Source organism: Polaromonas eurypsychrophila (genome assembly GCF_014641715.1).
GTDB classification, from domain to species: Bacteria; Pseudomonadota; Gammaproteobacteria; order Burkholderiales; family Burkholderiaceae_C; genus Polaromonas; species Polaromonas eurypsychrophila.
Genome location: NZ_BMIG01000023.1, coordinates 1 through 14,682, shown reverse-complemented (window position 1 = coordinate 14,682; position 14,682 = coordinate 1). Strand labels below are relative to the sequence as shown.

Genomic DNA, 14,682 nt, shown 5'->3' with positions numbered 1-14,682 from the left:
GGCAGTGGGCATTCCAGCCACCACAACAAGGATCGACGAGGGAAGCCAAGCGATGACAAGAAAATATTTCGGTACCGACGGCATTCGCGGCACGGTGGGGCAGGCGCCTATTACGCCCGATTTTGTGTTGCGCCTGGCCCATGCGGTGGGCCGTGTGCTCAAGCGGACGGAAGCGCGACCCACGGTGTTGATCGGCAAGGACACGCGGATTTCTGGCTATATGTTAGAGAGCGCGCTGGAGTCGGGCTTCAACTCTGCCGGTGTGGATGTGGTGCTGCTCGGGCCCCTGCCCACACCCGGCGTGGCATACCTCACGCGCACGCAGCGCGCCAGCCTGGGCGTGGTGATCAGTGCCAGCCACAATGCCTTTCCCGACAACGGCATCAAATTCTTCAGCGCCCAGGGCGCCAAGCTCGACGACGCCTGGGAACTCGCAGTGGAAGCGGCGCTGGAGGAGGCGCCGGTGTGGGCTGACTCGCCGAACCTCGGAAAGACGCGCCGGCTCGACGATGCCGCCGGCCGCTATATCGAATTTTGCAAAAGCACGTTTGCCAATGACCTGACGCTCAAGGGCCTGAAGATCGTGGTCGATGCGGCGCACGGCGCGGCTTATCACATTGCGCCCGAGGTGTTTCATGAATTGGGCGCCGATGTAACTTGTATCGGCTGCTCGCCGGACGGTATCAATATCAATGATGGGGTCGGTGCCACCCATCCCGAATCCCTGATCAAAGCCGTGAAAGCCTATGGCGCGGATTACGGCGTGGCACTCGACGGCGACGCAGACCGGTTGCAACTGGTGGATGCCGAAGGACGTTTGTTCAATGGTGACGAGGTGCTGTACCTGATGGTGGCCGAGCGTCTGGCGCGTGATGAAAAAGTGCCAGGCGCTGTGGGCACCCTGATGACCAACATGGCCGTCGAAGTGGCCCTCCAGGCTAGAGGTGTGGAATTTGTCCGCGCCAGGGTGGGCGACCGTTATGTGCTGGAAGAGCTGGAAAAGCGCGGCTGGTTGCTGGGCGGTGAAGGCTCGGGCCACTTGCTGGCGCTGGACAAACACAGTACCGGTGATGGCCTGATCAGCGCCTTGCAGGTGCTGCAGGCCTGTGTGCGCAGCGGCAAGACGCTGGCGCAACTGCTGACCGATGTCACGCTGTTTCCGCAGACGCTGATCAATGTGCGCCTGCAGGCCGGGCAGGACTGGGCCGGCAGCAAGCTGCTGGCATCGGAAACCGAGGCCGTGAAGACCGAACTCGGCAACAACGGCCGCGTGCTGATACGACCCAGCGGGACCGAGCCGCTGGTTCGCGTGATGGTAGAAGCCCGTGACGCGGGGCAGGCGCTGGCCTGTGCCGAGAGGCTTGTTGCGGCGATCAAGGCCGCCTGAATCCAATGACGGGTGCAGCTGGCATCGCCACAGTGCTTGCGGTTCACCGCAGCCGCCGCCATGATTTCAGCAAGTTTTCGCAAGCGACCGTCAAACTCGTGGCGGAATGGGGTGTGGAAGGTGATGCGCATGCGGGTCTGACCGTGCAGCACCGCTCGCGCGTGGCGCGCGACCCCAGCCAGCCCAATTTGCGGCAAGTGCACCTGTTGCACGCCGAACTGTTCGAACAGTTGATGACCCGTGGTTTTTCCGTGCATCCCGGCGACCTCGGCGAAAACATCACCACGCGCGGCGTGGACCTGCTGGCTTTGCCGGCGGGAACACTGCTGCATCTGGGCCGCGAAGCGGTGGTGGAAGTTACCGGGCTGCGCAACCCCTGCAGCCAGATTGACCGCTTCCAGCAGGGCCTGATGGTCGCAGTGCTGGACCGCGACAGCAGCGGCCAGCTTGTTCGCAAGGCCGGCGTGATGGGTGTGGTGCTGACCGGCGGGGAGGTCAGCGCGGGTGACGTCATCCGCATCGTGCTGCCGCCGCCGCCGCACGGGCCACTGGTGCCGGTCTAGCTGACATCGTTGCCCCATAGGCCTTTTGAGTCCTGAGGGCCGCTCGGTTTTACCCGACGATCCAGGGTGCAGGAAGCGCGCAGCGCTTCCTGCACGGGAATCCCAACGAACGGTGATGCTTGCACGCGAGCGTAGCGCACGCGGCCACATGCGGTCCCCCTCCATCGCCCAGCCGGGCGAGGGAGGGGCTAGGGGTGGAAGTGGGGCGTCGAGTTCTGTTGTCTGTTGCAGAACCGGGCGTTGGGGCTGGTCAGCGACGGTTGGCCGGGGCTTGCCCGGCAGCAACTCGCTTGTCTTTGTCTTGCCAAAGACAAGTAAGCAAAAGAAAAGCGACCCGATGGTCTGGGTCCCTCCGCTTCGCCGCGGGCAACCTGCGGTGCTCCCAAAAAATGGGGTCGAGCTCGAACTCGCCTTCGGCTCAGACAATCGCTCGCCCTGATCCATTTTTCGCTGCGCTCCTCGGCCCAGCCCGACGGGTCGGGGAGAGAAAACCAATACCGCATACCGAACCCCTCCTGAGTGCCGGAAGCGCAAAGCGCTTCCGGCACGGGAATCCCAACCGGCCGTCATGTTTGCACGCGAGCGCAGCGCACGCGGCCAAATGAAGTCCCCCTCCATCGCCCAGCGGGGCGAGGGAGGGGCTAGGGGTGGGAGTGGGGAGTTAGACCCTACTGTCCAGCGCAAGCACGAGGCGGAGCGTGATGCTGCAAAGGCCAGCAATTTCTAAGTGAAATCAGCCTCCAGCCCTTATCCGAACTGCGCAAGCAGCTATAAAAAGAGTAGCAAATAAAGAGTTACTCCACAGCCTGCCAACCCCCACCCAGCGACTGAATCAGCGCCACCGCCGTGGTTTGCCGATCCGCCATCGCCTGCACCAGGGCGCGGCGGGCGCTGAGTGCGGTGCCTTGGGCGGCAATGACCTCGGTGAAACCCACCTGTCCGGCGCGGTACCGGTTGAGCACCTGCTGCTCGACCTGATCGGCGGCTTCCGAGGCCTGGCGGCGCAATTCCTGCTGGACCTGCAGCACGCGGGTGGCGGCAAGCTGGTCTTCGACGTCCTGGAAGGCCACCAGCACGGTCTGGCGGTAACGCGCCACCGCCTGCTCATGGGATGCCGTGGCGCCATCAACGCGCGCGCTGGTGGTGCCCGCATCGAACAGGACCTGGGCGGCGGACAGGCCCAGCGACCAGATCAGGCTGGGCGCGGAAAACAGGTCTGCCACGCGGCTGGCGCCGGTGCCGGCCGACGCACTCAGCGAGATGTTCGGGTAGTAAGCGCTTTTGGCGATGCCGATTTGCTCATTGGCTGAGGCCACGCGGCGTTCGGCGGCGGCAATGTCGGGCCGGCGCTGCAGTAAGGTGGACGGCATACCCGCCGGAATGTCGGGCACGGCCGGTTTCCAGGCCACCGGCGGCAGCGAGAAGTTGCCCGGTGCCTGGCCAACCAGCACCGCAATCGCGTGCTCGAGCTGGGCGCGCTGGCGCACCAGCCCGGCGTTGTCGGCCTGGGCGTTGGCCAGTTGCGTTTGCGCCTGCAACACGTCCGTTTTGGCGACGATGCCAGCGGTGTAGCGGTTTTGCGTGATCTCGACGGAACGCTGAAAACCTTCCAGCGTGCTTTCGAGCAGCAGCTTTTGCGCGTCGGTCTGGCGCAGCGCGAAGTAGTTGGCGGCGAGTTCGCCCTGGGCCGACAGTTTGGCCGAAGCCAGGTCGGCTGCGCTGGCCTGCGCGCCGGCCGAGGCGCCATCGACCGCGCGTCCGAGACGGCCCCAGACATCGGGTTCCCAGCTGCCGCCTATGCTGAGCTGGTAGTTGTTGCCGACGCGCCCGGTGGCGCCGGTAGTGGTGTTGCCGCTGCTGCGCGCGCGCGTGGCGCCGCTGTTGAGCGTGACCAGCGGAAACAGCGAGGCACGCTGCTCGCGCACCAGCGCGCGCGCCTGTGCATAGGCCGCAACCGCAATGGCGACATTCTGGTTGGAGACTTCAACGCGCGCAGCCAGTTCATTGAGCACCGGGTCGCCGAAGAGCAGCCACCACGGGCCGCGGTCCAGCATGTCGGCGGGCGCCGCGCTGACCCAGTCGCCAGCTTCCTTGAACGCTGCGACCTCGGCAGTGGCCGGCCGCTGGTAGTCGGGGCCCACGGCGCAACCAGCGGCCAGCAGGGCCAACGCCAGGGGGGCAAGCAGATGACGACGGAAGCGCAAGGGCAAGTGTATGGTCATGGTGTTTATTGCAGTTGCAGCGGATGGCCGGGTGGCGGCGCGCTGGCGTCATCAGGGTGGCGGCTGAGCTGGCGTTCAGACGCGCCGCGCCGGCGCAGCTTGTCCATCAGCACATACACCACCGGCGTGGTCAGCAGGGTCAGCAACTGGCTGGCGATCAGCCCGCCAATGATGGAGATGCCCAGCGGCCGGCGCAGCTCGGCGCCTTCGCCGAAACCGATGGCCAGCGGCAGCGCGCCCAGCATGGCGGCCAGCGTGGTCATCAGGATGGGCCGGAAACGCAGCAGGCAGGCCTCGCGTACGGCATCAACGGCGGACAGCCCGCGCGAACGCTCGGCCTCAATCGCGAAGTCGATGATCATGATGGCGTTTTTCTTGACGATGCCGATCAGCAGGAACACGCCGATCAGCGCGATGATGGAAAACTCCATCTTGAACATCAGCAGCGCCAGCACCGCGCCGACGCCGGCCGAGGGCAGGGTGGACAACACGGTGATCGGGTGGACCAGGCTTTCATAAAGAATGCCGAGCACGATATAGATCACGATCAGCGCCGCCAGGATCAGCAGCGGCTGTTCCCGCTGCGACTGCTGGGCGCTCAGCGCGGTGCCGGCAAAACTGCCGCGCACGTTGTTGGGCAGACGAATCTCGGCTTCAGCCTTTTTCACCGCTTCCTGCGCATCGCTGAGCGGCACGCCGTCGGCCAGGTTGAAGGACACCGTGGTCGAGAGCTCACCGTCCTCATGGCTGATCGATGCGGCGGTAGAGTTTTCGCTGAACCTGGCAATGCTTGAGAGCGGCACCATGGTGGTCATGGCAGAACTCAGGGCCTGGCCCGACGACGGGTCACGCAGCGCCGGGTTGACCACCGTGGTGACGGTGCCCGGCACGGCGCTGGCCAGGGTGGTGCCGCTGCCGCCTTTGGCAGGCACATAAATGTCTTTGAGCGACTCCGGGCTCTGGATGTAGCGCGGTGCCACGCCCATGATCACCTTGTACTGGTTCAGATCGGCGTAAATCGTGGCGACCTGTCGCTGGCCGAAGCCGTTGTACAGCGCGTTGTCCACGTCGCGCGAGCTGATACCCAGCCGCGCGGCGCTGTCCTTGTCGACCGTGACCATGGTCTCGACGCCGTTTTCCTGCTGGTCGGTGTCCACATCGGTCAACTCGGGCTGCAGCTTCATTTGTTCGGCCAGCCGCGTGGCCCAGAGCTTGAGTTCCGAGGTGCTGTCACTCTTGAGGGTGTACTGGTAGGTCGAATTGCTTGAGCGCCCCCCGCCGCGCAGGTCCTGCACCGGGTTGAGGAAGATGCTGATGCCGGTAATCTGCGCCAGTTGCGGCCGCAGCCGAGTGATCACCGCCTGACCCTTGTCAGTACGTTGCCCCACCGGCTTGAGGTTGATGAACATGAAACCGCCGCCAGCGCGCGAACCCCCGGTGAAACCGACCACGGTATCGACGGCCGGGTCGGCGCGGATGATGTCGACAATGGCCTTGAGCTTGGTCTGCATGGCCTGAAAGGAGATACTGCGGTCGGCGCGTATGCCGCCGCTGATCTGGCCGGTGTCCTGCTGCGGAAAATAACCCTTCGGAATCGATACAAAGAGGTAGACGTTGAGCGCAATCACCGCAACCAGGCTCAGCATCACGATGCCGCGGGCGGCCAGCGCCCAGTCGAGGCTGATCTCATAGCCGCGGTGGACGCGCTTGAAAGCGTTTTCGAACCAGCGCGCCAGGCGCCCCGGCGGCTTGTCCTGTGCCTGCGGCCTGAGCAGCCAGGCGCACATCATCGGTGTGGTGGTCAGTGAAATCACCAGCGAGATCAGCACCGCCGCCGACAGCGTGACGGCAAATTCGCGGAACAGCCGGCCCACCTGGCCGCCCATGAACAGCAGCGGGATGAACACTGCCACCAGCGACAGGCTGATTGACAGCACGGTGAAGCCGACCTCGCGCGCACCCAGCAGCGCGGCCTTGAAACGGTCCATGCCGGCCTCGATGTGGCGGCTGGTGTTTTCCAGCACCACGATGGCGTCATCGACCACAAAACCGGTGGCCACCGTCAGCGCCATCAGGCTCAGGTTGTTCAGGCTGAAGCCCAGGAAGTACATCACGCCGAAGGTGCCCAGCAGCGAGACCACGGTGGCCACGGCGGGAATCACGGTGGCGCGTGCACTGCGCAAAAACGCGCTGACCACCAGCACCACCAGCACAATCGAGATCAGCAGTGTGATCTCGATTTCGTGCAGTGAAGCGCGGATGGAGTTGGTGCTGTCGGACGCAACCTGCAAGACCACGTCCTGCGGCAACTGCGCCTGCAACTCGGGCAGCAGCGCGCGCACGCCGTCCACCGTGGCAATCACGTTGGCGTCCGGCTGGCGCGTGACCAGCACAATCACGGCCCGCTCGCCGTTGAACAGACCCAGGGTGTTGATGTTCTCCACGCCATCGACAATCTCGGCCACGTCGCGCAGGCGGATGGCCGTGTTGTTGCGCCAGGCCACGATCAGGTCACGGTAGTCCGCCGCCTTGCGCCCACCGCTAGCGGTGTCGCCGCCCGAATAAATCTGCAGGCGCTGTCCGTTGCCCTCGATCGTGCCCTTGGGGCGGTTGGCATTAGACGCCTGCAGGGCCGCGCGCACGTCCTCGGCACTGACGCCGTAGCGGTTCAGCGCAAACGGCAGCAGGTCCACCCGCACGGCGGGCAGCGAGCCGCCGCCGAGCTCGACATCTCCGACGCCGGGCACCTGGGCGATTTTCTGCTGCACCAGGTTAGAGACTTCGTCGTAGATCTGGCCGGGTGAGCGGGTTTTGGAAGTCAGCGCGAGGATGATGACCGGCGCCGACGCCGGATTCGCCTTGCGGTAGGTCGGGTTGCTGCGCAGTGTGGCCGGCAGGTCGGCACGCGAGGCATTAATGGCGGCCTGCACCTCGCGCGCCGCCGCATCGATCTTGCGGTTCAGGTCAAACTGCAGGCTGATGCGCGTCGAGCCATTGCTGCTGTTGGACGTCATTTCGTTGACACCCGCAATCGTGCCTAGACGACGTTCCAGCGGCGTCGCCACGCTGCTGGCCATGGTGGACGGGCTGGCGCCTGGCAGTGACGCGCTGACAGAAATCGTCGGGAAATCCACCTGCGGCAGCGGCGAGACCGGCAGCACGAAGAAAGCGCCTATGCCGGCGAGGGCAATGCCCACGGTCAGCAGCACTGTGGCCACCGGGCGGCGGACGAAGGGTTCGGAGAGGTTCACTTGCCGGCTCCTTGGGTTGCCGGCAGGTCGGTTGCGCTGTGAACCCGTGTTGGTAGTGGTCGTGTGGTCTGCTGGCCGGGGGTTGCCCGGCGGCAACTCACTTTCTTTTGCTTCGCCAAAAGAAAGTAAGCAAAGAAAAGGCGACCCTGCTGTCTGCGTCCCCTGCGCTGCGCTACGGGGCAACCTGCGGTGCTCGGTCCAGCCGGGGTCGAGCTCGAACTCGCCTTCGGCTCAGACAATCGCTCGCCCTGATCCGTCTGGACCTCCGCTCCTCGGCGCATACAGAAGGGTGGTAGGGGCGGGAACGGGGTCGGATTCAGATTCGGGTTCGCAATCGGGCTCCGGCGAGGACGCGCTTTGCGCGTCCTCGCCTCCCCGAACCCGCCTTCTCCCCCCCACCCGTCGGGCTGGGCCGAGGAGCGCAGCCGAAAACGGATCAGGGCGAGCGATTGTCTGAGCGCAGCGAGTTCGAGCTCGACCCCGTTTTCGGCGAGCACCGCAGGTTGCCCGCAGCGAAGCGAAGGGACCCAGACCATCGGGTCGCCTTTTCTTTTGCTTACTTTTCTTTTGGCGACGCAAAAGAAAAGTGAGTTGCCGCCGGGCAACCCCCGGCTTGTTGGCAGAACCAAGGCGGTAAAGCTTGCACAAGCTTCGACAAGCTCAGCCCGATCGGTGCGGGGGAAGTGACATGGATCCCGGATCAAGTCCGGGATGACAAACCGGGAGGGGAGGGCGTTCACACAGAACCTCTCCGCCTGAACCTCTGTCCCATCCTGTCAAACGCCAGATAAATCACCGGCGTCGTGAACAGCGTGAGCACCTGACTGACAATCAGGCCGCCAAAAATCGACAAACCCAGTGGCCGGCGAAGTTCGGCGCCTTCACCCCAGCCCAGCATCAGCGGCACAGCCGCAAACAGCGCGGCCAAGGTGGTCATCAAAATCGGGCGGAAGCGCAGCAGCGCGGCCTGGTGAATCGCTTCCTGAGGCGACTTGCCTTCGCTCCTTTCGGCGTCGATGGCGAAGTCGATCATCATGATCGCGTTTTTCTTGACGATGCCGATCAGCAGGATGATGCCGATGATGCCGATCACCCCGAGGTCAGAGCCGCTGAGCATCAGCATCAGCAGCGCACCCACGCCGGCCGACGGCAGGGTCGAGAGAATCGTCAGCGGGTGGATATAACTTTCATACAACACGCCCAGCACGATGTAGACACAGATCACCGCCGCCAGGATCAGCCACAACTGGCTGGACAGCGAGGACTGGTAGGCGCCCGCTGCGCCGAGAAAGGTCATGGTCACGCTGGCCGGCATGCCAATCTCTTTGGCCGCCTGCTTGACCTGGTCCACCGCCTTGCCGAGCGACACGCCGGGCGCTGTGTCGAAGCCCAGGGTGGTCGCTGGGTACTGCGCCACCCGCGTGATCTGCAGCGGCGCCGGCTGTTCGATGATGCTGGCAATGCTGCCCAGCGGCGTGGTGGTGCCCGAGCCGGTGCGCAGCGGCAGGTTGCCGAGTGAGGCGGCCGTTGTGAGCTGATTCGGCATCGCTTCCAGAATCACGCGGTACTGGTTGGTCTCGGTAAAAATTGTTGAAACAATGCGCTGGCCGAAGGCGCTGTAAAGCGCGTCGTCAATTGACGAGGTGGTGACGCCGACACGCGAGGCGCTGTCGCGGTCCACTTTGATGTACGCCGAACTGCCCTGGGCACCGGCGTCCGAGGCGATGTTTTGCAGCGCGGGCATTTCCTGCATACGCTGCGCGAGCTTGCTGGCCCACTGCGACACGGTGCCGGTGTCCGAGCCCTCGATGGACACCCGGAACTGGGTCGGCCCGGTCTCGGCGTCGATCGTCAGATCCTGCGTTGGCTGCAGGAACAGGGTGACCCCGGCCACCTCGCCGACGCGGCGCTGCAGCCTGTCCATGGTTTCCTGCTGGCTGCCGCTGCGTTCGTTCTTCAGGTTGATCAACATGCGGCCGGTGTGCAGCATGGTGTTGTTGGCCGCGTCCACGCCGATGAAGGAGCTCAGCGTGGCCACATCCGGGTCTTCCAGAATGGCCCGCGCCGCCGCCTGCTGCAGATCGGCCATGCGCGCGTAAGACACCGACTGCGAGGTTTCGATGCGCGCCTGCAACTGGCCGGTGTCCTGCGTCGGGAACAGCCCCTTGGGAATCATCAGGTAGAGCAGCACGGTCAGCACCAGCGTGGCAAGCGCCACCAGCAGGGTGGCGCCCTGGTGCCGCATCACCCAGGTCAGCGACTGGTCGTAACGCGTGATCACATCGTCAAAAAACTTCTCCAGCCGCGCGTTGATACGGTTATGGGCCTTGTCTTCACCAGCCAGGGCCGCGGGTCCGGCTTCGCCGGCCCGCAGGCGCAGCGCCCCCTCGGGGAGCGTGGGGGCTCTTTTGAGCCATCTTGCCGACATCATGGGCACCAGGGTCAGCGACACCACGGCCGAGATCAGGATGGTGATGGCCAGCGTGATCGCGAACTCACGGAACAGGCGCCCAACCACATCACCCATGAACAGCAGCGGGATCAGCACCGCAATCAGCGACACCGTCAGCGAGATGATGGTGAAGCCGATCTGCTGCGCGCCCTTGAGCGCGGCGGCCATGGGCGCCTCGCCTTTTTCGATGTAACGCGAGATGTTTTCAATCATCACGATCGCGTCATCGACGACAAACCCAGTGGCAATCGTCAGCGCCATCAGGCTCAGGTTGTTCAGGCTGTAGCCCAGCAAATACATGGCGCCACAGGTGCCGATCAGCGAAATTGGCACCGCCAGGCTGGCAATCACGGTGGCGCGGATGTTGCGCAGGAAGGCAAAAATTACCAGCACCACCATCACCACGGCCAGTAGCAGCTCAATCTCCACATGAAGCACCGAGGCGCGTATGCCGGTGGTACGGTCGCTCAGGATGTCGACCTGCAGGGCCGTCGGCAGGCCGGCCTGCAGCTCGGGCAGGCGTGCCTTGATGGCGTCCACCGTGGCAATCACGTTGGCGCCGGGCTGGCGCTGTACGTTCAGGATGATCGCGGGCACCAACTGCCGACGGGCCGCCCCCAGGCAGTTGTCCCCTGCAGGGGGAGACCGTGAAGCGGACAGGGGGGGGCAGTCTCCGCCGCTCCAGGCGCCGAGCTTGATGTTCTCGGCGCTGTCCACCACCTGGGCGACGTCCCTGACCCGCACGGCGGCACCGTTGCGAAAGGCGATGATCAGGTTCTGGTAATCGGCAGCAGCCAGCAACTGGTCGTTCGAGTTGATGGTGTAGGAGCGTGTCGGCCCGTCAATGCTGCCTTTGGCCGCATTGGCATTGGCCGAACTGATGGCGGTACGCAGCGAATCCAGCCCGAGCCCGTAAGAGGCGAGGGCGCGGGTGTCGGCCTGGATGCGCACGGCCGGACGCTGGCCGCCGCTCAGCGAGACCAGGCCGACACCACTGACCTGGCTGATCTTCAGCGCGAGACGGGTGTTGACGATGTTCTGCACCTCGGTCAGCGGCAGGCTGTCGGAGGTGATGGCCAGGGTCAGCACCGGCGCGTCGGCCGGGTTCACCTTGGCATAAACCGGCGGCGCCGGCAGGTCGGCCGGCAGCAGCGAGCCACCGGCGTTGATGGCCGCCTGCACTTGCTGTTCGGCGACGTCCAGCGCCAGGCCCAGGCCGAACTGCAGCGTGACGATGGAGACACCGGCCGCGCTGGTCGAGCTCAGGCGCTGCAGCCCCGCCATCTGGCCGAACTGGCGCTCCAGCGGCGCGGTCACGGTTTGCGCCATGACCTCGGGGCTGGCGCCGGGGTACAGGGTCTGGACCTGGATGGTCGGGTAGTCGACCTGCGGCAGCGCCGACAGTGGCAAAAACTTGAAGCCGACCAGACCTGCCAGCACGATGGCCACCATCAGCAGCGAGGTCGCGACCGGCCGCAGGATAAAAGGACTGGACGGGCTCATGCGGGATGGTGCCTGTTACCCGTCACTGCGTGCCCGCCTGGTTGTTCTCGCGGCGTCGCTCCCTGATTTTCTGCCAGCGCTCAAGGGCTGCGGGGTCGCCCTGTTTGATTTTTTCGACAAGCGCTTTGCGGCGCGCCAGAGCCTCGGCGTCGTCCTTGACCTGATCCATGAAGCGCTGGAGTTGTTCCGGTGTGGGCGTGGCTGCGATGTCCGGAGCGGGTGAGCTTGCACCCGGTGCTGGCGCAGATGCAGCGACCGCTACCGGCGCGGCGGGGGACGGCGCTGCCGACGATGGGGCAGCGGCGGACGCCGGGCCCTGCGGCGCCGGCGCACCGGCATCACTGCCACGCGGTGCCGAGGCTGCGCCCTGGGGACGGCGGCCCTGGCGGCCTGCGCCGGCGCCTAGCGCGTCGCCCGGCAGCACCACACGCGCTCCGTCCTTAAGGCGGTCGGCGCCTTCGGTGATCACGCGTTCGCCCGCCTTCAGGCCCGAAGCGATGACGATTTTGTCCACGGTGGCCGGCCCGCGCTTGACCAGACGCAGGCTGACGGTGCGGTCGGCGCCATTGAGCACATACACATAGTCGCCGGTGGCGCCCAGGCGCACGGCGGTCACAGGCACCACCACAGCGTTTTCAACCGTGCGCACCTCTACCCGCACATTGACAAACTGGCTGGGGAACAGCGTGAGCTTGCTGTTGGCAAACCGCGCCTTGGCCTTGACGGTGCCGGTGGTGGTGTCCACCAGGTTGTCCAGCGAGGCAAAGACGCCGGTATCCAGCACCGAGGCGCGGGTGCGGTCCAGCGCCGTGACCTTCATGGGCGCGCCGGCGGTCGCCGTCTGCTGCAGCTCGCCGATCTGGTCTTGCGGGATGGCAAACACCACGTCGATGGGCGTGACCTGGGTGATCAGCGCAATGCCGTTGGCATCGCTGGGGCTGACCACATTGCCGATGTCCACCGCGCGCAGGCCGACGCGGCCGCTCACCGGTGCCACCACGCGGGTGTAGCCCAGGTTCAGGCGCGCTGCGCCTTCGTTGGCCCGGTTGATCAGCACCGTGCCTTCGAGCTGCTTGACCAGCGCGGCCTGGGAGTCGACCTCCTGGCGGGCAATCGAGTCCTGGCCTAGCAGGGTCTGGAAGCGTTGCAGGGTCACGCGTGCGCTGTCGAGTTGAGCTTCGCCCTGCTGGCGCTGGCCGCTGGCCTGCTGCAGGGTGAGTTCGAACTGGCGCGGGTCGATGGTGGCCAGCAGCTCGCCGGCCCTGACCATCTGGCCTTCCTTGAACAACACCTTTTGCATCACGCCTGTGACTTGCGGGCGCACCCGCACGCTGGCCTGCGGCGTCACCGTGCCCAGCGCGTCCAGCAAGATGGGAATGCTGGCCTGCTCGGCGGTGGCGACACCTACGGTGGTGGCCGGTGCGCGGCGTCCGCCAGCGCCGGGGCCGGCGCTGGTTTCAGTAGCCGGTCGGGTGAAATGCCAGGCCAGCCAGCCCATGCCCGTCAGGGCCAGCAGCGCGATCAGGCTGCCGATCAGCTTGGCGCGGCGGCTCATGCGTTGGGGGAGCGGGGTAGGTGTGCCCGCGGGCGGCGCGTCAAATTCTGGATCCATCAGCTGTCCTTGTGGCCGCTGCTCAGCAGCATTTTCTTGTCGTGGCTGGAATGTCACTGCGCTTCGCCGGCTTGCCGCGCGCAGCTGTTGCTATCCCATCAGGAATTATCACTGCAAGCTTTCCGGCGCAGGTGTAGCGGTTGACAGCCGAGGGTAAACCTCCGGTAAAGGCCAGCGCCCACCCGCGCGCGGCTGCAGGCCGTCGCGTCCCGGGTTGGGGTGCTATGAATTGGCGAGCAGCTTGCGCTTGTCAGTAAAGGGCTGGCGCCCGATTTGACATGTGAATGGCAGACTGGCGCAGGGCGGCCCGTAAAATCGCCGCTCCCGAACTCCGACGAAAGCCCCAGTGACCCAGCCTGCCTCAACCGGACTCCAGATCTTCCGTGCCGACTACAACCATGCAGGGCACGCCAGCGCGCTGGTGGATTTGCTCGACACCTACGCACGCGACCCGGCTGGCGGCGGCCACCCGCTCGGTGACTTTGCCAAAACCCACCTGGTGCAAGCGCTTGCCGCGCGGCCCCAGGCCTTCAGTGTGCTGGCGTTTGACGGCCCACAGCCGGTCGGGCTGGTCAACTGCATCGAGGGTTTCTCCACCTTCGCCTGCCGGCCGCTGGTCAATGTGCACGACGTGGTGGTGCTGGCCAGCCACCGCGGACAGCGCGTCGGCGAAAAAATGCTGAGCGAGGTCGAGGCCATCGCGCGCGAACGCGGCGCTTGCAAACTCACGCTGGAAGTGCTGCCGGGCAATGCGCCCGCCATCAGGCTGTATGAACGCATCGGTTTTGCCGGCTACCAGCTCGACCCGGCGCTGGGCAACGCGCAGTTTCTGCAGAAGTGGCTGAGCTGAATGCGCCTGGAAAACCAATCCGCGACCTCTTGGTTCGTAGTTTTGCCGTCGGTCTAAGTTGTTGACTTAATTGGGTTGTGCGCCGTTCGTTCCAGTCTTTGCGCCCTGTCCGAGCCTTGTGGTGATGTCCACAGCTAGTCAGTAACATGAGCTAAGCCGAATTGGCTATGGAGCAGCGATTAAACAGGACGAGGACCAACATATGCGGGATTGGCGAAAATTCGAGCTACTTATTGCGGCCATCGAAAAAACCTTGCTTCCATTGGGCGCAGAAATTAAATCGCCTGATCACTTGCCCGACCTCGTAACTGGCCAAAAGAGAGAGGTGGATGCATCCATCCGATTTAAAGTCGGCAGCACTCCGATACTCATTACCGTGGAGTGCAGAAAACGTGACTCCCCCCAAGATGTCACTTGGATTGAGCAACTTGCAACAAAAAAGGAAAGTATCGGGGCGTCCACAACCGTTGCTGTGTCTTCCGAAGGATTCACTAAAGCTGCCGAAGAACTTGCAGGACGCAAAGGAATTCAAACTCGCATACTGACGGAGACGACAGGAAGCGATGCAGCAAAGTGGGTCTCCGAAATCCAGATCGCTCTAGACCTTCTACAGTGGCGTTTTGTCAAAATTCAAGCCAACTTTGATGCAGGTCCAGGACTTGATGAGGCCCTCACGTTTATAAACGGAAACATCGATAAAGACGATATGAATCGCCCCGGGTTTCGTGGAGGCCCGTTGGGTTAAGTCAAACCGATATGACGGCCTGACTGGCCAATTGCCGATAGTAATTTTCTTCAGCTTCGGCAGGGGGAATGTAGCCGATTGGCCCCAGCAGTCGGTG

The 14,682-nt window shown here is 64.4% G+C and carries 8 protein-coding genes; 4 read left to right on the top strand and 4 right to left on the bottom strand.

Going from position 1 to position 14,682, the window contains the following annotated elements; translation table 11 throughout:
- Positions 1-52 precede the first annotated feature (52 nt).
- Positions 53-1,387 (top strand): phosphoglucosamine mutase, encoded by a 1,335-nt coding sequence (gene glmM, locus IEX16_RS19565; protein ID WP_188710243.1) that lies wholly within the window; start codon positions 53-55, stop codon positions 1,385-1,387.
- 5 nt (positions 1,388-1,392) lie between these two features.
- A complete protein-coding gene (locus tag IEX16_RS19560; protein WP_188710242.1) occupies positions 1,393-1,950 on the top strand; it encodes an MOSC domain-containing protein in 558 nt (185 codons plus the stop codon).
- A gap of 794 nt (positions 1,951-2,744) precedes the next feature.
- Here the strand turns inward: IEX16_RS19560 and IEX16_RS19555 are convergent.
- The 4 genes from IEX16_RS19555 to IEX16_RS19540 form a co-directional block, all read right to left on the bottom strand.
- Positions 2,745-4,172, bottom strand: coding sequence for an efflux transporter outer membrane subunit (locus IEX16_RS19555; RefSeq protein ID WP_188710241.1), 1,428 nt, complete (start codon positions 4,170-4,172; stop codon positions 2,745-2,747).
- Between the two features lie 5 nt (positions 4,173-4,177).
- The gene (locus tag IEX16_RS19550) at positions 4,178-7,423 is read right to left on the bottom strand and encodes an efflux RND transporter permease subunit (protein ID WP_188710240.1); all 3,246 of its coding nucleotides are present in this window, start codon (positions 7,421-7,423) and stop codon (positions 4,178-4,180) included.
- 736 nt (positions 7,424-8,159) lie between these two features.
- Positions 8,160-11,378 (bottom strand): efflux RND transporter permease subunit, encoded by a 3,219-nt coding sequence (locus IEX16_RS19545; RefSeq protein WP_188710239.1) that lies wholly within the window; start codon positions 11,376-11,378, stop codon positions 8,160-8,162.
- A 22-nt stretch (positions 11,379-11,400) separates the two neighbouring features.
- Complete coding sequence (locus IEX16_RS19540; RefSeq protein ID WP_188710238.1) at positions 11,401-12,990, bottom strand: efflux RND transporter periplasmic adaptor subunit; 1,590 nt, start codon at positions 12,988-12,990, stop codon at positions 11,401-11,403.
- Positions 12,991-13,336: 346 nt separating this feature from the next.
- On the opposite strand from IEX16_RS19540, the gene IEX16_RS19535 reads away from it, so the two are divergent.
- Both IEX16_RS19535 and IEX16_RS19530 read left to right on the top strand, forming a co-directional pair.
- Positions 13,337-13,840 (top strand): GNAT family N-acetyltransferase, encoded by a 504-nt coding sequence (locus IEX16_RS19535; RefSeq protein WP_188710237.1) that lies wholly within the window; start codon positions 13,337-13,339, stop codon positions 13,838-13,840.
- A gap of 202 nt (positions 13,841-14,042) precedes the next feature.
- Positions 14,043-14,585 carry a restriction endonuclease gene (locus IEX16_RS19530; RefSeq protein ID WP_188710236.1) on the top strand — a complete coding sequence of 181 codons (543 nt, stop codon included), beginning with the start codon at positions 14,043-14,045 and terminating at the stop codon, positions 14,583-14,585.
- The last annotated feature ends 97 nt before the right edge of the window (positions 14,586-14,682 follow it).